Source organism: Arthrobacter sp. ATA002 (genome assembly GCF_026898095.1).
Taxonomy (GTDB): Bacteria; Actinomycetota; Actinomycetes; order Actinomycetales; family Micrococcaceae; genus Arthrobacter_B.
This window is the reverse complement of record NZ_CP114015.1, coordinates 3,048,871-3,068,217: the sequence shown is the minus strand read 5'-3', so window position 1 is coordinate 3,068,217 and position 19,347 is coordinate 3,048,871. Positions and strand designations below refer to the sequence as shown.

General features: G+C 66.3%; 12 protein-coding genes, 1 tRNA gene and 1 pseudogene. 11 read left to right on the top strand and 3 right to left on the bottom strand.

The genetic code is table 11. The annotated features are described in order from the left end of the window. On the top strand, positions 1-1,869 hold the full coding sequence (locus OL239_RS15100) for an ABC-F family ATP-binding cassette domain-containing protein (RefSeq protein WP_268909598.1): 1,869 nt from the start codon (positions 1-3) through the stop codon (positions 1,867-1,869). 5 nt (positions 1,870-1,874) lie between these two features. Here the strand turns inward: OL239_RS15100 and OL239_RS15095 are convergent, their stop codons facing one another. From OL239_RS15095 to OL239_RS19675, 3 genes are all read right to left on the bottom strand, one after another. Then, positions 1,875-2,330 carry a hypothetical protein gene (locus OL239_RS15095; protein ID WP_268909597.1) on the bottom strand — a complete coding sequence of 152 codons (456 nt, stop codon included), beginning with the start codon at positions 2,328-2,330 and terminating at the stop codon, positions 1,875-1,877. Beyond that, positions 2,327-4,678, bottom strand: a complete 2,352-nt coding sequence (locus OL239_RS15090) for a hypothetical protein (protein WP_268909596.1) — start codon at positions 4,676-4,678, stop codon at positions 2,327-2,329. Before OL239_RS15090 ends, OL239_RS15095 begins: the two co-directional genes overlap by 4 nt. A 203-nt stretch (positions 4,679-4,881) precedes the next feature. Continuing rightward, positions 4,882-6,042, bottom strand: coding sequence for a TetR family transcriptional regulator (locus OL239_RS19675; RefSeq protein WP_329609247.1), 1,161 nt, complete (start codon positions 6,040-6,042; stop codon positions 4,882-4,884). A gap of 114 nt (positions 6,043-6,156) precedes the next feature. Between OL239_RS19675 and OL239_RS15075 the strand changes: the two genes are divergently transcribed. The 10 genes and pseudogenes from OL239_RS15075 (at position 6,157) to OL239_RS15030 (ending at position 19,225) form a co-directional block, all read left to right on the top strand. Continuing rightward, positions 6,157-6,228 (top strand) — tRNA-Gln (locus OL239_RS15075). Positions 6,229-6,391: 163 nt separating this feature from the next. Then, positions 6,392-7,812: pseudogene (glmU, locus tag OL239_RS15070) on the top strand (bifunctional UDP-N-acetylglucosamine diphosphorylase/glucosamine-1-phosphate N-acetyltransferase GlmU). Beyond that, positions 7,812-8,795: a ribose-phosphate diphosphokinase gene (locus OL239_RS15065; RefSeq protein WP_104104432.1), complete on the top strand. Its 984-nt coding sequence runs from the start codon at positions 7,812-7,814 to the stop codon at positions 8,793-8,795. The pseudogene glmU and the gene OL239_RS15065 overlap by 1 nt, the downstream one beginning before the upstream one ends. A 299-nt stretch (positions 8,796-9,094) precedes the next feature. After that, positions 9,095-9,697 (top strand): 50S ribosomal protein L25/general stress protein Ctc, encoded by a 603-nt coding sequence (locus OL239_RS15060; protein ID WP_268909595.1) that lies wholly within the window; start codon positions 9,095-9,097, stop codon positions 9,695-9,697. Positions 9,698-9,765: 68 nt separating this feature from the next. Next, positions 9,766-10,353 carry an aminoacyl-tRNA hydrolase gene (gene pth / locus OL239_RS15055; protein ID WP_268909594.1) on the top strand — a complete coding sequence of 196 codons (588 nt, stop codon included), beginning with the start codon at positions 9,766-9,768 and terminating at the stop codon, positions 10,351-10,353. A 549-nt stretch (positions 10,354-10,902) separates the two neighbouring features. Continuing rightward, positions 10,903-12,870, top strand: coding sequence for a hypothetical protein (locus OL239_RS15050; RefSeq protein ID WP_268909593.1), 1,968 nt, complete (start codon positions 10,903-10,905; stop codon positions 12,868-12,870). After that, positions 12,861-13,496: a LuxR C-terminal-related transcriptional regulator gene (locus tag OL239_RS15045; protein WP_268909592.1), complete on the top strand. Its 636-nt coding sequence runs from the start codon at positions 12,861-12,863 to the stop codon at positions 13,494-13,496. The genes OL239_RS15050 and OL239_RS15045 overlap by 10 nt, the downstream gene beginning before the upstream one ends. 35 nt (positions 13,497-13,531) lie before the next feature. Continuing rightward, positions 13,532-16,216, top strand: a complete 2,685-nt coding sequence (locus OL239_RS15040; protein WP_268911784.1) for a helix-turn-helix transcriptional regulator — start codon at positions 13,532-13,534, stop codon at positions 16,214-16,216. A gap of 289 nt (positions 16,217-16,505) precedes the next feature. Further along, entirely contained in the window at positions 16,506-17,453 is a 948-nt protein-coding gene (locus OL239_RS15035) for an ATP-binding protein (RefSeq protein ID WP_329609246.1), read from the top strand. Next, entirely contained in the window at positions 17,432-19,225 is a 1,794-nt protein-coding gene (locus OL239_RS15030; protein WP_268909590.1) for a helix-turn-helix transcriptional regulator, read from the top strand. Before OL239_RS15035 ends, OL239_RS15030 begins: the two co-directional genes overlap by 22 nt. Positions 19,226-19,347: the final 122 nt, after the last annotated feature.

Genomic DNA, 19,347 nt, shown 5'->3' with positions numbered 1-19,347 from the left:
TTGGCACACCTGCTTGGTGCTGAAAACCTCAGCATTTCCTTTGGCACCCGCACGATCCTGGACGGGGTTTCCCTGGGCCTGGAGGAGGGGGACCGGATTGGCGTCGTTGGCCGCAACGGTGACGGCAAATCCACCCTGATGCGCCTGCTGGCGGAGCGGCAGACGCCCGACGACGGCCGGGTCACCCGCCGCCGCGACGTCACCGTGGGCTATCTGGACCAGTCCGACGTGCTCGACGGCGACCTCACCGTGGGCCAGGCCATCGTGGGCGACGCCGCCGACTATGAATGGGCCTCCAACGCCCGGATCCGCGACGTCATGAGCGGGCTGATCCAGGAAGTGGACTGGAACGCCTCTGTCTCCTCCCTCTCCGGCGGGCAGAAGCGCCGCGTGGCGCTGGCCAAGCTCCTGACCGCGGACGACGACGTCGTCATGCTGGACGAGCCCACCAACCACCTGGACGTGGAAGGCGTGGCGTGGCTGGCCCAGCACCTGAAGAGCCGCTGGCGCTCCGATGCCGGCGGCCTGCTGGTGGTGACCCACGACCGGTGGTTCCTGGACGAAATCTGCACCCGCACCTGGGAAGTCCACGACGCCGTGATCGACCCGTTCGACGGCGGCTACGCAGCCTACGTGCTGGCCCGCGCCGAGCGTGACCGCATGGCCAACGTGATCGAGAACAAGCGCCAGCAGCTGGTCAAGAAGGAACTGGCCTGGCTGCGCCGCGGCGCCCCGGCCCGCACCGCCAAGCCCAAGTTCCGCATCGAGGCGGCCAACACCCTGATCGCGGATGTGCCCGAACCCCGCGACACCCTGTCGCTGAACAAAATGGCCACCGCCCGCCTGGGCAAGGACGTGCTGGACCTTGAGGAAGTGTCGCTGACGCTGGGGGACACCGAGCTGTTTCGGAACATCACCCTGCGCCTGGCACCCGGGGAGCGGCTGGGCCTGGTGGGCGTCAACGGCGCCGGCAAAACCACCCTGCTGCGCCTGCTCAACGGCGAGATGGAACCGACCAAGGGCCGGCTCAAGCGCGGCAAGACCGTGCAGACCGCCGTCCTGACCCAGGAAGTCAAGGAACTCGACGAAGTCGCGGACCTGCGCGTCATCGAGGTCATCGAAAACGAGAAGCGCGTCTTCAACGTCGGCGGCCGCGAACTGTCCGCCGGCCAGCTGGTGGAGCAGCTCGGCTTTTCCGCGCAGCGCCAGTGGACTCCGGTGAAGGAACTCTCCGGCGGTGAGCGCCGCCGGCTGCAGCTGCTGCGCCTGCTCGTGGGTGAACCGAACGTCCTGATGCTGGATGAGCCCACCAATGACCTGGACACCGACACCCTTGCCGCGGTCGAGGATGTCCTGGACGGCTGGCCCGGCACGCTCGTGGTGGTCTCCCACGACCGGTACCTGCTGGAACGGGTGACCGACCACCAAATGGCCCTGCTCGGCGACGGCAAGCTCCGCGGGTTGCCCGGCGGCGTGGACCAGTACCTCGAGCTGCGCGGCGAAGCCCTGGCTGCCAACTCGTCGGCGTCGACCGCCGCCCGCGGGTCCTCGCAGGCGGCCCGCGCTGCGGCAGCAGGGTCCACACGGCCCGGTTCCGGCGCAGTTGCCACCGCGGTGGCCGCCGGATCCGGTGTTTCCGAAGCGGAAAAGCGGATTGCGAAGAAGGACCTCACCCGGATCGACCGTCAAATGACCAAGCTCAAGGTGCAGATCGACAAGGTCAACACGCAGATGAGTGCCGCTACGGAGCAGACCGGCGGGGCCGACTTTGAGCAGCTGGCGGAACTGAACAAGAAACTGCAGACCCTTGCCGCTGAGCAGGATGACCTGGAAATGCAGTGGCTGGAGGCCTCGGAGAAGCTCGAATAGGGCTGCTAGAAACTCTGGGAACCCGCCATCATGGAGCCCCGAAGGTCCATCGGATAGGTGATGATGCCGGCAAAGCCCGTTTTGTTGGCACTGATGTACTGCAATTCTCCGCTGCGCTTCACGGAGAGCAGGCCGAAGTTGTCCCTGAAGTGCCCCTGCACCGAGCTCAGCGCCGTGGTGTCGCCCCACCCGGCCGAGGCCACCACCGATGCGGGTCCCTGGAACGGTCCCTGTCCGGTGGACGGCTGGAAGTAGAGCCTGGTGCCTGACCTGCCGAGCAGTCCCTGGCGTCCGGAACCCATGTCGATCATGGTGATGTTCCGGCCCTTCCATCCGGTGCCGATGCTGTAACCGGAGCCAACCATGCCGGAAGCGTCGACCGAGTGGCGCCGCACCTCTCCGGACGGGTTAACACTGACGATCGAAGGATAGATTCCCTTCGTCCATGGACCGACGGTCATGGTTTTTGATGCCCAGCCAGAAGCAACAGTGACCGGTTCTTCGAATCCGCCGTTGACCTTGCCTCGGCACAGCTCCAGGACCCCGTTGGAACGCTGGACGAGGATGTCCGGGACACCATCTCCATTCCAATCGGTGACGTGGAAGCTCCGGATGGTTTCCGGCGCCAGCCGCTGCCCCGGCGGACGGCCGCTCCGTAGCCGCCCCCGCCGTCGGACGGTGCGATCATCAAGTTGCCGGCTGAATCGATGGTGACAAGGTCTGATGCAGAGCGGATCGTCGGGTTGGGATCCGTATGGACCTCAGCGATGTGGTTGTCTTGGTATGAAATGAAGACCCGGCCGTCGGGCATGACGGCCAAGGGGGTGCCGTACCCCGTTTTCCCCAGGACGGACTGGGTCCTATCCCGGACATCGATGAGCAGCGCTATCTCCCCGGAGCTGTGCACGATCTTGCCGGTGCCCGGGATACGCAGGGCTCTTGCGCTCTGGTAGCCGGGACGGGCAGTCCGTTCCCGCACCGCGATCGTTTCCAGCAGCACCCCATTGGACGGGTTCACCGCCAGGAGGCCGTTTATCGTGGCGACGTAGAGAACGTCATCCAGGAGGATGGGGGAGTACATGTCCTTATGTCCCGGCAGGTAGGAAATCCACAGCGTCTTGTCCGCCCGGGCGTCATAGGCAAAAACGCAGGCGTCTCCCGCATAGTCATCGACGCCGTAGCCCCCACGGGCGGAGGTGGTCCCGTAAGCGATGTCTCCATTGCCGGCGAGGCCGACAATGGATTGTTCGGGGATGAACTTGTTCAGGACTTTCTCGAGCTCATTTTTTTCGGGATCAATCACGGCCAGCGCACCGCCGCGCAGCCCGTATTCCGGGACCGTTCCCGCCAGCACTTTTCCGCCGGCGGCGGCCCATGCGAAGGGACGTGACTGCATATGGGGCTTGCGAAGGGTGGAGATGAGGTTAAACGCCGCATTTCCTTCGCCTATCCGGTTTCGGTCAAACGAGTAGAGTTTCGCTGAACCGTAAGACCCAATGTAGAGGCGGTTCTTGTCGTACTGCATCAGGTGCTCGATCTGCGAGATCCCCACGGTGCCGGCGGAACGCCAGCGTGCGTCGGTGGCGGGGTCCAGGGAGCCAAGACCGTTTCCCTGGTACCCGCCGAAATACAGCAGTCCATGATCGGAGCCGATAAGGGACTGCACTGCGAAGGAACCCATGGTGACATTGGGTCGGACACGGCGGACCTCGGCGCCTCCGCGCACGGAGTATTCGGCGACGACCGGCTCGCCCTCATGGTTACCGGCGGCCAGGATCCGATCCCCGGTCACCAGGAGGGAACGGGCAAGTCCAACGTTCGTCGGGCACAGAATGGTGTCCGCCATCGTCTTCGTCTCAGTGCGGACCAGATGGGCGTCCGCCACGCGCCATACCGCGGTGCCAGCGGGTTTGGAGAAGGCGTAGGACACGGAATCGAGGTCATCTCCCCATCGGGATTTGATCGGGTCGTAAACGTGGCAGCGGGTGATGTTCTCGGAATCCTCGGCGAAGACGAAGATCTTGTCGCCTCTCACGATGATTCTGTGCACAAAGCCGGTGCCGGGGGCATCGGGGAGGGGGATAACAGTCCGCTGTTCCGGGCTGCCCTGGGGAAATGACACGATGTGGGGGTCCTGCGACCCGGTGCCCGCGAATACCGTGTCTTTCCAGATACCGATGGCTCGGACGTACTCCGTCCGGTCATCGAAAGCGGAGTACGAAGCGAACTTCCCGGAACCCGGATCATAAGTCCAGATGATTCCGTCGGGATATGAGCCGCCCCAGATCCTGCCCGCAGCGTCGAGTTCGAGAGCCCCAACATGAGTGGCCACGGGAGCCACTGGGCCGAGCGAGACCAACTTGCGGTCGGCGAACGTCCAGGCGAGGAGTTCACCGCCGCACCCGGCGTAGACAGTGCCGCCGGCGGGGTCCCACAGAAGCCTTGAGGTGATTTTCTCCCCGGCGGGGGTGGTGGCTACGAATTCCTGTTTGCCCGTGACGGCGTCGCAAACCTGGAATTGATTGTTGTCTCCGGCGGTTGCTGTGACAAGCTTGGCGGCCCCGGCGGGATCCGTGACCAGGAGCATGTCGAGATAGGACGAGGACTGGAAAACATCCTTATAGACCTGTTTCATTCCGCCGCCCGGAGCAATGACCCGCAGCTGCGACGGAAGGGAACTTGCTGGTGCCAGCGGAAGAGCCGGCATGGTGGGGGACGCCGCAACTGGCGGGATCACTGCTGTAAGGAACCCAGTGGTGGCCGCCAGCGAGAGCACTGAGCGTCGGGTGAGGCTGGCTGGACTGCGCATGTCGTCCTTTATGGAAACGGCTCGGGAAATTGGGTGTTCCTCCAAGACATTCGTAGAACTATCACGCGTGCCGTTGGCCGAAAACAGCAAGGACGCTGAATGGCCCACGGCGGGACATGATTCGCAGTGCGGCAGGGGGCGTATTTCTAAATCTCAGCCTAGCGCACCAAGAAAAGGCGGAAAAGCGCAGCGGAAACCCCGCTTTATGCCTCCGCGAGCAGCTGCGGCAGGATATGGTCGCGCAGCAGTGGTGAAATGTCGTCGCGGACCAGCGCCTGGGCCGGATCCGTCCACAGCAGTTCTTCGATTTCGGCTGCCGCCACTGCCCCGGCGCCCGGAGCACCTCCGGTGTTCGGAAGGGAATAGGCGAACAGGCCGGCGTTAATAAAAGTGTTGTCCTCGTTGGCCGCCGGGCCATACCAGTCGCCTAGGGATTCCAGGTCCGATTCCTGAACATCCAGGCCGATCTCTTCCTTCATCTCCCGTGCTGCCGCGGCGCTGAAGGACTCACCGGGTTCAAGCTTTCCGCCGGGCTGCATGAATTTGGTGGTGCCGCGCTTGCGGACCAGCAGGATGCGGCCGGCAGGGTCACGGACGAGCACCGCCGACAGGGTCAGGACAACAGGGGCATCGGAATCCAGGGGAGCCGCGGCGGCACTGGCGGCTTCCGGCAGGACCGCTTCCGGTTTCGGATTTACCCCTTCGGACGGCGCGGGAGGGTTGGCGGGATCCATTTGCCGGAGCTGCGGATCCTTCTGGAGCCCGGTCAGGCCGTTCCAGGACAGGTTGACCAGGTGCGCCGCCACCGTTGTCTTGTCCGGAGTCCGGGCATCCAGCCACCACTGTCCGGTCATGGCGACCATGCCCACCAGCATCTGGGCGTACATCCCGCCCACTTCGGCGCTGAGGCCGCGGTTGCCGAACTCCTTGGCAAGGATGTGCTCCACGTGGCCGGTGATGCGCGACAGCAGGGAGGCGAAGGTGCCCTCGGGCTGCGACGGCGGTGCATCCCGCACCAGGATCCGGAACCCGTCGGTGTGGTTTTCGATGTAGTCCAGCAAGGCGTAGGCGGCCCGTTCGATCAGGATCCGGGGGCCCGCGTCGGCGCTCAGCGCTTCGGTGATGACAGCCAGGAGCCGGTCAAATTCGGCGTCAACGACTTCGCCGTAGAGGGCTTCCTTCGAACCGAAGTGTTCGTACACCACCGGCTTGGAGACGCCGGCTGCCGTGGCAATGTCTTCGATGGTGGCGCCGTCGAGCCCGCGCAGGGCGAACAGGCCCCGGGCTACGTCAATGAGCTGAGCGCGGCGCTGCACACCGGTCATGCGCACGCGGGCGCCACCGGCCGGAATTCTTACCACCATGACAGTCTAAGGCCTGCCAACGTGCCCGCCGGGAGGCGGAAAAGTCGTCAAGTCGCGCCGGTGTCCGCCGGCATGGCAAACTAAACTCTTGTGTGCGGGGCGACCTGCACATTTTCCGCCCTGGTGTAATGGCAGCACCCCGGCCTTTGGAGCCGTGGAGTATAGGTTCGAATCCTATGGGCGGAACGGCAGCAGTGCCGGTCCACATACCCGGTGGCCGCCTCCAACAGCGGCCGTCCCATATCAGGAGCGCTTCTTCGTGACCACGCAGGAAACTGAATCCACCGAACGTGCCCTCGGCGGCGGACCCGCAGCAGTGATTGTCCTGGCGGCCGGAGCCGGCACCCGGATGAAGTCCCGCACCCCGAAGATCCTCCACCCCGTGGGCGGCACCTCCATGGTCGGCCATGCCCTGGCCGCCGCCGAAGCCCTGAATCCCCGGGCCCTCGCCGTCGTCGTCCGGCATGAACGGGACCGGGTGGCGGAACACGTCACCGCCGCGGCTCCGCGGGCCCTCATTGTGGACCAGGACGAGATCCCCGGGACCGGCCGCGCCGTCCAGGCGGCACTGGAAGCGCTGGACGCGTTCACCGCGCTGGAGGGCACCGTCGTCGTCACCTACGGTGACGTGCCACTGCTGGAAGCCGACACCCTGCGCGAGCTCGTGGCCGTGCACCGCGTGGACGGCAACGCCGTCACCGTCCTCACCGCCCATCTGGACGATCCCACCGGCTACGGCCGGATCCTGCGCGCCGCGGACGGCACCGTCACCGCGATTGTCGAGCACAAGGACGCCGACGACGCCCAGCGCGCCGTCACCGAAATCAACTCCGGGATTTATGCCTTTGACGCCGCCGTGCTGCGCGCCGCACTGGCCGACGTCACCTCGGACAACTCGCAGGGCGAGATGTACCTGACCGACGTGCTGGGCCTGGCCCGCGCCCGCGGCGGACGCGTGGCCGCCGTCGTCACCGGCGACTTCTGGCAGGTGGAGGGCGCCAACGACCGCGTCCAGCTGGCCGCGCTGAACGCCGAGCACAACCGCCGGAACCTGGTGCGCTGGATGCGCGCCGGCGTCACCGTCGTGGATCCCGCCACCACCTGGATCGACGCGGGCGTCACACTCGCTGAAGACGTCACCATCCTGCCCGGCACCCAGCTGCACGGCAGCACCACGGTGGCGCGCGACGCCGTCGTCGGCCCCGACACCACCCTCACCAACGTGAGCGTCGGGGAGGGCGCGAAAGTGGTGCGCACCCACGGTTCCGACGCGCGCCTGGGCGCCGGGGCCGACGTCGGCCCCTTCGCCTACCTCCGTCCTGGCACGGTCCTGGGCGCCAGGGCAAGATCGGCACCTTCGTGGAAACCAAGAACGCCGACATTGGCGCAGGCTCCAAGGTTCCGCACCTTTCCTATGTGGGGGACGCCACCATCGGTGAGCAGTCCAACATCGGTGCGGCCTCCGTTTTCGTGAACTACGACGGCGTGAACAAGCACCACACGACCATCGGATCACACGTGCGCATGGGCAGCGACAACATGTACGTGGCCCCCGTTACAGTAGGCGACGGCGCGTACAGTGGAGCTGGAACGGTGGTCCGCAAGGACGTGCCGGCGGGCTCCCTGGCCATCAACGTAGCGCCTCAGCGCAACCTCGACGGCTGGGTGTTGACCAACCGTCCCGGCACTGCGGCAGCCGATGCTGCAGCCGCTGCCGCCTCCAAACCCTCCTCGGAAACTGATACCCCCACGCGAGAAAGCGATCATTAATGAGCAGCGAGATCACCGCCCAAGGTGAAAAGAAGCTTGTCCTTGCCACTGGCCGGGCACATCCGGAGCTGGCCGAGGAGATCGCACGCTGTCTCGACACGGACCTGCTGCCGCTGGCTTCCTATGACTTCGCCAACGGCGAGATCTACGTCCGTCCGGGCGAGAGTGTCCGCGGCACCGACGCCTTCGTGATCCAGGCGCATCCGGCGCCCATGAACAACTGGCTCATGGAACAGCTGATCACGGTCGACGCGCTGAAGCGGGCCTCCGCCAAGCGCATCACCGTGGTGTCCCCGTTCTACCCGTACGCCCGGCAGGACAAGAAGGGCCGCGGCCGCGAGCCGATCTCGGCCCGCCTGATCGCTGATCTGTACAAGACCGCCGGCGCTGACCGAATCATGAGCGTCGACCTGCACACCTCGCAGATCCAGGGCTTCTTCGACGGCCCCGTGGACCATCTGATGGCCATTCCGCTGCTGGCCGACTACATCCGCACCCGCGTCGACGTCTCCAACGTCACCGTGGTGTCCCCGGACACCGGCCGGGTCCGCGTCGCCGAGCAGTGGGCCGAGCGCCTGGGCGGCGCCCCGCTGGCCTTCGTGCACAAGAGCCGCGACCTGACCGTCCCGAACCAGGCTGTCTCCAAGCAGGTTGTGGGCCAGGTCGAAGGCCGCACCTGCGTCCTGATCGACGACATGATCGACACCGGTGGAACCATCGCCGGAGCCGTCCGCGTGCTCAAGGAGGCCGGCGCCAAGGACGTCATCATCGCCGCGACCCACGCCGTGTTCTCCGACCCGGCAGCCCGCACGCTGGCGGAGTCCGGCGCCCGCGAAGTAGTGGTGACCAACACGCTGCCGATCCCCGCCGCAAAGCGTTTCGACCAGTTGACCGTCCTGTCCATTGCTCCGCTGATCGCCCGCGCCATCAAGGAAGTTTTCGAAGACGGTTCCGTCACGAGCCTGTTCGACGGCAAGGCCTGACCCTGCGCTTCGGAGCCTGTCCGGCATAACTCCACAGCTGAATCACCGCGCTGCCCGTTCGAATCTCCGGTTCCCAGGAACCGTGGTTCGGACGGGCAGCGTGCTGCTGGTAGGATGGTCTGCGATGCCTAGGCGAGGGAGAGGTCCGGATCGATCCGGACAATACTCCGTTATCGACGGTGGCTGGCAACTTCTGACCGCATGGACCTGATCTACGGATTATCCACTTCTGCGGCGCTGTTCCCATACCGGCGCCTTCGTCCCGGCAACCACGGAACATCCATAATCAGGAGTTTGAAATGTCTGAGCAGAAGCTCGCAGGAACCGTCCGCACCGAATTCGGCAAGGGTGCGGCCCGCAAGGCACGCGTTGCCAACCAGATCCCCGCAGTCATCTACGGCCACGGCGCCGAGGTCATGCACATCCTGCTGCCGGCCAAGGCCACCACGCTGGCTGTCCGCACGGCCAACGCCCTGCTGGAAATCGACGTCGACGGCGAGTCCCACCTGGCCCTGGCCAAGGACATCCAGCGCGATCCGATCAAGCAGATCATCGAGCACATCGACCTCCTGACCGTCCGCAAGGGCGAAAAGGTCGAGGTTGAGGTCAACGTCCACGTCGAGGGCGAGCTTGCCCCGGGCGCCAACGTCTTCAACCAGGAAGCCAACACCGTCCTGGTGGCCGCTGACGCCACCAACCTGCCGGAGACCATCACGGTCAGCATCGAAGGCCGCGAAGCCGGACAGCACATCCTGGCTTCGGACCTGGAACTGCCTGCCGGTGTCGAGCTGCTGCTGGACCCCGACACCATGATCATCAACATCTCCGAGTCCATTGTTCAGGACCTGGGCGAGAGCGCCGCTCCTGAGGGTGACGTCGTTCCCGAAGCAGTCGAGAACTAAACCACTTTGCGCAGCTGAGCTCCCGGGACGGAGCCAACTGGCCATCCGTTCAAGGAGCAGCTTCCCAAGTGAACAGCAACACCTGGCTTGTAGTCGGGCTCGGAAACCCCGGGCCCGGCTACAGCCGCAACCGGCACAATATTGGCCAGATGGTCCTGGACGACTTGGCCGCCCGGGCGGGCGGCAACTTCAAGACGCACAAGTCCCGGGCGCAGATCCTCGAAGGACGGCTCGGCATCGGCGGGCCGCGGGTGATCCTGGCCAAGCCCCTGACCTACATGAACCTCTCCGGCGGGCCGGTCTCGGCGCTGAGCAAGTTCTTCGACATCCCCGCCGAACACGTCGTGGCGGTGCACGATGAGATTGACATCCCGTTCAACACCATCAAGCTCAAATCCGGCGGAGGAGAAGGCGGCCACAACGGACTGCGCGACATGAGCCGCGCGCTGGGCACCAAGGACTACCTCCGGGTGCGCGTCGGTGTGGGGCGGCCGCCGGGCCGCATGGACACCGCCGACTACGTCCTGAAGGACTTCCCGCCGGTGGAAGCCAAAGAGCTGCCCTTCCTGATCGGTGACGCTGCAGATGCGGTCGAGCTGCTGCTGACCGAAGGACTCACGGCAGCGCAGCAGAAGTTCCACTCCGCCGCCTCCTAAGAGTTGGATACGCGGCCCGGCGCTGTCCTGCCGGTGCGGGGACGGGCGACACCGGCACACCCGGCGCGGATGAAACGGCACCAAGTAGCCCGCAGAGGAAAACGGGTACGGCTCCCGTCACGGCAAAGGCGTCCACACCCATTGTTGGACCCCTGCCGCGGGCCTAGAATCTAACCATGCCCACGGGCATGGAAAGCTGGGGCCGGCGTCGGGAGGCCTCCGAGACTGGGCCACCCCCATCCCGGCGCCGGTCCCTTATACGATAACCGGGCACCCCGCGTTTAACCGCTGGCGGGTGCCCGGTTTTTCCGTGCGGGAGCCCTCATCTGCCTAACTGCATGCTTTTCTATGTTCTGGACTAATTCCGCCGCCGGGCGGTACGCTTCCTCCAGACCGGCATTTGGACCATGTTATAGGCACCACCAGCACCAGTTTTGAGGAACGTCCTGCGGCTGCCGGCCGGGACGTTTCGTTCGCCGGCAAGTGGAAGCACCAATTGTGGGGATGCCTGGGGGCGTGGTTATAGGTATGTTGTCGGGGACCGAAGATGTGCAGGACCAACTTGTTGGCCGGGACGAGGCGCTGGCCGAACTGGTGTACGGGCTGGAAGCAGCCGCCGGGGCGGTAGTGGCCGGCCCGGCGGGGATTGGCAAGACCGCGCTCGTCCGGGCCGCGGCCGCGGATCCGGCCTATCACGCGGTGACCGTCCGCGGCTCCCGGGTTTCGGGTCAAACACCCTTTGGCGCACTGGCCTGGATGATCTCCGACCTGCCGGAAGGGGCGGCAGCACGGCCCGAACGGCTCCTGCAGGAGCTGGGTTCCCTGCTCGAAGAGCGTGCCGGCGGAAAACAGGTTCTGCTGCTGCTGGACAACGTCGAATTTCTTGATGACTGGACGGCGCTGGCCGTTTCGCAGCTGATTCGAAGGTCGGACGTCCGCGTTCTGGCCACAGCGGTGAACTTTTCGGAGTCTTCACCGGACATTTTGGCGCTCTGGACCGAGGGCCTGCTGCACCGCGTGGACCTCGGCCCGCTGACGATGGAGCAGACCCGCAGGCTCATGCAGAAGATTCTGGGCGGCCCGGTGTCCACCATGGCCGTCCAGTCGATCCAGCGCCACTCCGGCGGTGTTCCGCAGCTCGTCACGCTCCTTACCCGGGACCAGGCCGGGGTAGGATCCCTGGTTCGGCTGGACGGCGCGTGGGCGCTTGCCAAACCACTGGTCTTCTCCGGACAAGTGGCCGAAGTGATCACGGCCCGGCTTCAAAAACTCCCGCCCGACGAAAGATCCCTGATCCAACTTCTGGCACTGTCCGGGGACCTGCCGCTCTCCGTGGTGCTGAAGCTCTTCCCCGCCGACACCATGGACTCGCTCGAAGAGGCGCGCATGGTGGAAGTGTCAGGCCAGGGCGTCCGGCTCTCCGGCCGCAGCACGGATGCAGCCATTGCCGCTGCCATCGCTCCCGGGCGCAGCCGGGAACTGTGGGAGGAAATATCCGCACTGGTAAATCCGTCCCTGCTGAGCCCCTGGGCCACCCTCCGGTTCGCGCGGTGGACCCTGGCCTGCCAGGGCACCCTGGACCCGGAAACTGCGCTGCTGGCCGCCGGGCTGGCTTCGGCATCCGACGATCCGCTCTCGGCGCTGCTGTTTATCCGCGCGGTCCCCGAGGACCACCGCAGCCCCGCGATGCTGCTGGCCGAGGTCCGGGCACTGAAAGAGTCCGGAGATTGTTCCGGCGCACTCCGTGCGCTGGGCGCGCTTCCGCCGTCGCCCTACCCGGAGGACCCCGAAACCTGGGTGGAACTGATGCTGCAGAAAGCTGCACTGCTGCAGGTCCTGCCCGGCCACGGCGACGCGGCGGAGGTCCTGGACCTGATCACGCCGGAAATTCCTGCCCTGGGCGGGAACGCCGCCCGGCACACGCGGGAAGCGAGGGTCCTGCTGATGCGCAGCGCCCTCGCCATTGACAGCGGACGGCCGGGGGACGTACCCGACGGGCTCGGCGCCGTTGCTGTGGACCGGACGCTGGGCCCGCCCGTCCGGCTGCAGGCACTGGTCCTGCAGGCCCAGGTTCTGGCGCTCTCCGGACACGGCGAGGAGCTCCTGTCACTGCTGCAGCCCTTCAAGGACGGATTTCAGGGCACGCAGGGCGCAAACACCCTGGACGCCGTCCATATCAGGATGTTCCTTGCGCTGGTTGCAGCCGGGGAACACCGGCTCGCCGAACAACTGGTGGTGGAGCTGGTGGACGGCTCCAACCGCCGCGCCTTCCGTGGCAGCACGGGGGACGTGGCGATCGGAGTGGTCCATGCCCTGTGCGGCAGGACGGACAGCGCCCTCGAACTCCTCACCAGTGCTGCGGGCCAAATCCGGCTTCAGGACCCCCTGGACGTCCTCCTTTCGTGCAGGCACTCTCCGCACAGGTTCTTGCGCTTCGGGGGGACCTTGAGGAAGCCCGCCGGTGGGAGGCTTCAGGAACAGCCTACGGCTACCGTCCGCAGGAACTGGTGCGGTTGATAACGCTTGCCCTCCAAGTGGAGGCCCGGTTCGCCGGAGACCCGAAACAGCTGTGCGCTGAGCTGCGTTCCCTGGCCCGCAGCAGTCTGGACCGGGGCATGGTTCCGGTCGCCCTTCATTGCCTGGCCGCAGCAACCCGCCATGGGTGTCCGGCTGCGGCCAGGGAACTGGCTGCGGCAGCTGCTGCGGCTACCGGCCGCTGGGCCGGAGCACTGTACTGCTTCAGCGCCGGACAGGAACAGGGAAACCCGGCCCTGCTGCTGGAAGCTGCCACCGGCGCCGCGCTCCTGGGCAACGAACTGCTCTGCAACAACGCTGCACAGGCCGCACTTCAGCTGCTCGAAGGACGGGCGGACGGTGACAGCCGGGAACAGCTGCGCAGTGCGCGCCGGCTCGAGCAAAGCAGTTTCCGCAAGCTCCGGCAGGCCAACAGCATCCAGGCGCGGATGGCGGCGCTGTCCCCGTTTGAAGCGGATTTAGCGCGGCGGGCTGCGGGGACCGCGACACGCAGGGAAATGAGCGAGGACTTGCACCTGTCGCCGCGGACCATAGATTGGCACCTGGGTAAGATCTTCCACAAGCTGCATGTTTCAGGGCGCTCGGAGCTCGGCGAGGCGCTGCGTTAGGCGGCAGCTGTGCCGGAAATCAGGGGGGACTCGTGATGCAAGCAGCGGCGGCGCGGCCATTTGTGGGCCGGGAAGCCGTGCTCCGGGAGGTGCTGGCCAGCGTGCTGCGCCCGGGCGGGCACGGCGCCGTCGTGGTGGCTGACGCCGGGATGGGCAAGAGCGCGCTGGCGGGAATTCTCGCACAGCGGCTGGAGGGCCAAATTCCGGTGTACCGGATTCATACCAGCTCATCCCTGTCACAGGTTTCCTACGGCGCCCTGGCTCCGCTGATCAGCGATGTGGACCCGCAGGACGCCGGATCCCCGCTTGCCGTGATGCGCGCACTGCTGCGGAGGCTGTATCCGGACCGTGAAAAATCCGGTCCGGAGGCAGCTCCGCTGCTGATCGTGGATGACGCTGACGCCCTGGACGAAGCCTCGGCCGATCTGCTGGCCCAGCTCATCGCGTCAGCGCAGATCCGTATCCTGCTCCTCGCGCGGCGGATTGCCGATGTTCCCTCCGGTATTCCCAACCAGGTGTGGGAAGGGGCGCTGACCCGGCACGAGCTGCAGCCGCTGACCGAGGAGCAGGTCCACGAGTTGTGCGTTCAGGTGCTTGGCGGCCCGGTGCTGACCGGCACAAGCACGGATCTCGCGCTCGCCGCCGGGGGAAACCCCATGCTAACCCTGGCTCTGCTGGCGGAAACCACGCGTGCGGGCACCCTGGCGGCCCGCAACGGCGTATGGCTCCTGCACGAACACATGCTCCCGCCGGAGGGACGGTTGGGTGACCTGCTCCGGGCACAGCTGTCGGGGCTGACCCGGGACGAGCGCGACGCCCTGGAGCTTATTGCGCTGGCGGAGCCGCTGCCGGCATCCACCGCGTTTGAGCTCGGGCTGCACCGGGCAGTCGATGCACTCACCGAAGCTAAACTGGTGAAAATTTCCACCGGCCCGTCCCGCCTGCTGCAGCCGATGCACCCCCTGTACGGCGATGTGGTGCGCCGGCTGGTTCCGGCCGCCCGCAGCGCCCGCCTGCGGCAGCGGCTGCTGACATCAGGCGCAGCAGCGGGCACCGCCGACAATCTGCTCCGGTGGGTTATCTGGTCACTGGACTGCGGCGACGAGGTGAGCGACGCCAAACTGGTCCAGGCTGCCTACCGCGCCAACAATGCCTTTGACACTGCCGCCGCACTGCGGGCCGCCGGAGCGGTCAAGGGTCCGGAGTACGCCCTGGCCGCCCGGGTCCAGGCGGCCCGGGCATGCCACCAGGACGGTGACCTCGGTTCAGCGCGGGAACTGATTGACGGCGTAACGGATGCCGCCGCCGACCCCACCACCCTCAAAATGGCAGTGTTGATCCGGGCCCAGCTGTCCCGGCAGGAGCAGTCGGGGGTCTCGGGCCTGCGCGCCGTTGCCGCTGACTGGCTGGCCGGAGTCGACCGCATCGAAGCCGGCGGAAACCTGGATGCGGAGCTCACGGCCGACCTGATTTCTTCCCGCCGGGGAGGCCGGCTTCTGAACCTCATGAGCCGGGTGGGCGACGGGGAACTGCAGCCGGCAGAGGATGAGCTCAGCTCCATCCTCGCGGATGCAAGGCGGGCCGGCGACGACGAAGCCATTTTGGTGGCGGAAGCGGTGCTGGCCGAAATCTACACTGCCACCGGCCGGGTGGCCGCGGCATCCGAGCTGGGCCAGGACGCGATGGCAGTGCTGGACCGGGGCGGACACCGGTTCATGTCCTACTACCACTTCGTCCTCCAGCGCCATGTGGCCGCGCTGCTGTGGATGGGGAACTGGGACGCCCTGCAAACCGCGGCGCAGCACGGGACGGCAGGGGTTTTCGGCGCGCTCGTGCGGGTCGCCGGGATGGTGGACCTGGCACTCGCCGTCATGCACCTGCGCAAAGACGATGCCGCGGCGGCCCTTACTTACCTGTCCGCATCGATCGAAGGGCTCCGAACCCACGACGACGAGGGAATGCTGCCGCTGGCACTGTCGCTGGGCGCCTTTGTTGCAGCCACCGGAGGACAGCGGCAGCAGGCCGAGGAGCTCCTGGCCGAGGCCGGCGGCATGAAGCCCCGGGGGCCGGCGGCATACCGCCTGCTCGCCCGCGGATACGCCACGGCTACCGGAGCGGTGCTCGCCATGCAGCGTGACGCCCCCAAGCACCTGCGGGAGATCATTTCTGAGGCACAGGAGGCGGGCTTTGCCGCAGTGGAGCTCGAACTAAGGATCTTGGCCCTGGCCCTCGGGAATATGGACGGACTGGGCCGGCTGGCGAAAATAACCGAGGAGTTTGAAGGTCCCCAGGCTCAGGCGGCGGGGCGGCTGGCCCGGGCCTTCCTGGACGAGGACATCGATGAGCTCCTGCGTTTTGGTGCCGGAAAGGTCGAGCCGGGATGGCGCCGCGTAGCCAACCGGTGCTGCGATGAAGCGCTCAGGATTGCCAGGGCCAGCGGCGACAAGGCGCTGCTTCAGCGGGTCCAAAAGCTGCTCAACAAAAAGAACGGGCACTCCCCGTCCCACACCCTGCATGCCGGAGCGCCGCTGCTGACCCGGCGGGAACGGGACATCGCCGCCCTGGTTATTCAGGGCTACCGGAACGCCGAAATCGCCGAACGGCTCTTCCTCTCCGTGCGGACGGTTGAGGGCCACATATACCGGACCTTTGAGAAACTCGGAATCAGCCGGCGGGAGGATCTGAAACAGGGGCTGCTCACCGGTAACAGCCAGGGATGAGCAGGCAGCGGCGGCTACCTCCATGGATTAGGTATTCATTGAGCGGCGCCGGCAACTGATCGGCTCCTGCAACAGCCAGTACCCCGGCGCCGCTTAACGTACTTCCACGTAGCCGGAAGTCCGCCGGTCGGGTATCTGGTACCCGTGCCGCACGCAGATTCCAAACCTAGGGTTGGGGTTGATCCTCGGCGGAGCTGGTTCCTGCTGAGGGGAGCACGGTCACGGGAAAAGTCAGTCGGCTGTGAACCTCCAGCCTCACAACGCGTTCTGTCAATTCATAAGGGTCCCGATGAGCACGCTTCAACAACCAGGCCCGTCCACCCAGCCCCCGCCCCCGGGCGGCCAGGGAACGGGTCCGGTCTCTCCGAGCCGAGTCCGCTCAGCCGGAGCGGCAGCGCCGCCGAAGCCCGGTGATGCGCGTGATACTGCGCTGCGGGCGGTCTTGGCCGCTTTGCATGGTCCCGGCGCCGTCATTTTGGGGGCTGCGGGAATCGGTAAAACCACGCTGGCCCGTGAGGCGGCAAACCGCTACGGCGGGTACAACGTGCAGCTGCGCGGCAGTACCCTCTCGGCCCAAACTTCCTACGGTGCCCTGGCCTGGCTGCTCAGCGACATGCCTCAGGAAGAGCTCGCCAATCCGGTCCACGTGGTGCGGGCGCTCGAATCCCTGCTGATCCGTCAGGCCTCCGGGCGACGGATCGTCCTGGTGATCGACAACGCGGAGGAAATTGACGATCTTGGCGTCCTGGTCACCTCCGAGCTTTGCCGCCGGGGAACGGTGGCACTGCTTCTCATCAGCGGGGACCTCATCCGGTGCCATGAGGAGTATGTGAGGCTCTGGACCGACGGCTCGCTCAAACGCATCGATTTGGCCCCGTTGGATCAGGAACGGACCGGGGAACTGCTGGCCGGAAATGCCGGCGGACCGCTGACCACCAGGGCCCGGTACATGCTGTGGCAGCAAAGCAGAGGAAACCCGCTTTTGGCGTCCCTGCTTTGCCGGGACCACATTAGTTCCAAGTCAGTGGTGCAGCGCCGGGGTTTCTGGACATGGTCCGGGCCGCTGGTCCACTCGGGCGAGCTGCCGGAAAGGGTGGAGACGGTGCTGCGGCGCTTCACTCCGGGGAGCGGCGTGCCGTCGAGATACTGGCGTTGTGCCGCGAACTGCCGATGGAAACTGTCCTGCAGCTTGTTCCTGCCCACACTGTGGACGCCTTGGAAGAAGCATCAGTCCTGACCATCAACGGAGGGCATGGCCAACCGGTGCGCCTGGCCTGGCATCTGCAACCTGCCACCATCGCAGCCAGAATTCCGTTTGGCCGCAGCCGGGACCTATGGTCCGAGGTGACACGGGTGGTGGATGCCGCCGTCCTTACCGGAGCAACCGCAGCCGGCCTGGCTGCCTGGTCCCTGTCAGTGAGCATTGCACCGGATGATGGAACGGCGCTGGCGGCTGCGCGCTGGGCCAACGAAACCGGCGATACCGCTGCCGCCCTCCGCTACGCGCGTGCCGTGGCAGCGCCGCGCCCCCTCGCCGTCGTACTGGAGGAAGCCGGTGCGCTGCGTGCCGAGGGCCTGCATGCCCAGGCGCACGGAGTGCTGGCCGCCGCGGAAACCACAGTTCGGGAAGCCCCGAGGGAACTGCAGCTCAGGGTCCTGACCGACCGTGCCCTGAGCGCGGCGCGGACTCCCGCCTGTGTTGATGACCCGGAGCAGATGCTGGATCAGGCCGAGCGGCTTCTGCCCGAGGACTCTGGGGCGCGTCCCGGCCCCAGGCTTGAAGTGTCGCTGGCGCGTGCCGAGCTTCTGTCCATCGGTGGAAGGCTGGGCGAGCTGCCGGCATCCCTGGCGGACGATTTCACTGATCCCGCAGCGCCGCCGGGTCTTCGACTCTGGGCTGGAATCCGCCGGGCACAGCAAAGCGCCGCGGCCGGCCGGTTTACTGAAGCGGGGGCGCTCGCGTCCCAGATCCGCGCCAGGCTGTCCGCGGGCCTCCAGACCGATGTACGCAACCGGGAACTGCTATTCCACCACCTCTTCTTCCTGTTGATCCGGTGCGGTGAACTGGAAACCGCACTCGGCATGACCCGCTCCACGGTGGAATCCGGGAGCACCGGGAGCATCTCGGGGCTGCACACCTCCACCGGTACCGAACTCCCTGTCGGCTTGGTCCACGCCTACGCCGGGCGCAGCGATGCAGCCCTGGAATCCCTGCAACCGGCGCTGGCGCAGCTGGAATCCCACGATCCGGACAATCTCATACCGCTCGCTGCTGCGGCTGCACGATATTGCGCCCTGCTGAAGCGGGCAACCGATCCGGTCATGGATCTGCCGTCCCCGCTGGAGAATTCCGTCCGGACCGACCCCGGCATGGCATCGGCGGTCCGGTATTTTCGCATCCTTGCGTCCCGTGCAAGCCAGCCGGCGGCAACAGCGGCAGAGCTGCACCGCTATGCCGCCGAGGAGCTGCAGGCAGGCGATGTTCCTAATGCGCTCCTCGGGTTCTCTGCCGCGGCCCTGCGCGGGAACCGTGCTTCAGCGCAGGAGCTGGCGGCAACAGCAGCAGCGGCCGACGGCGTGCCGGCCAATCTGTACAGCCAACTGGCCGCCGGGCTGCTCACCGATGACATAGAGGCCCTCATCCGGGCCGCGGAGCAAGCGCTCGCGCAGCGGAACAGCCTCCTTGGCCACGGCGCTGCGCGCGCCGCCCGGATACTGGGCGACGGCCACGCCACCCGCGCCGTGGTCCGGCGGGCCCGACAACTGGAGCATGAAGGCTTCCGAGCGCTGTCGCCGCTCAACAGCGTGGAACACGGCCTGACCCAGCTGGGCGACTTCGAGCGGGATCTGGCGCTCCAGGCTGCCGCCGGTGAAACAAGTGCCGCCCTCGGTCGGCGGTTCCATCTCTCAGCCCGCACGGTGGACTGGCATCTGGGCCGGGTGTTCGCGCGGCTGCATGTCTCGGGCCGATCCGATTTGCGCAACGCCCTGTCCCTGCTAGCCGAGTAGTATCCGGGGAAGGATAGCAAGGAAAGCCGGTGATACCGGTGGTCAGTACGTCCGAACCGGTGGCATCACATGATTCCAGGTAGTGCGGCGCACCGCTTCCAAGTAGTTCCGGGACGATGCCG

Excerpts from the sequence above, each read along its gene's own strand:
- OL239_RS15035 (WP_329609246.1), top strand. The coding sequence starts at position 16,506 with ATGAGCACGCTTCAACAACCAGGCCCGTCCACCCAGCCCCCGCCCCCG.
- OL239_RS15065 (WP_104104432.1), top strand. The coding sequence starts at position 7,812 with ATGAGCAGCGAGATCACCGCCCAAGGTGAAAAGAAGCTTGTCCTTGCC.
- OL239_RS15040 (WP_268911784.1), top strand. The coding sequence starts at position 13,532 with ATGCAAGCAGCGGCGGCGCGGCCATTTGTGGGCCGGGAAGCCGTGCTC.
- OL239_RS19675 (WP_329609247.1), bottom strand. The coding sequence starts at position 6,042 with ATGGTGGTAAGAATTCCGGCCGGTGGCGCCCGCGTGCGCATGACCGGT.
- OL239_RS15060 (WP_268909595.1), top strand. The coding sequence starts at position 9,095 with ATGTCTGAGCAGAAGCTCGCAGGAACCGTCCGCACCGAATTCGGCAAG.
- OL239_RS15095 (WP_268909597.1), bottom strand. The coding sequence starts at position 2,330 with ATGACCGTCGGTCCATGGACGAAGGGAATCTATCCTTCGATCGTCAGT.
- OL239_RS15090 (WP_268909596.1), bottom strand. The coding sequence starts at position 4,678 with ATGCGCAGTCCAGCCAGCCTCACCCGACGCTCAGTGCTCTCGCTGGCG.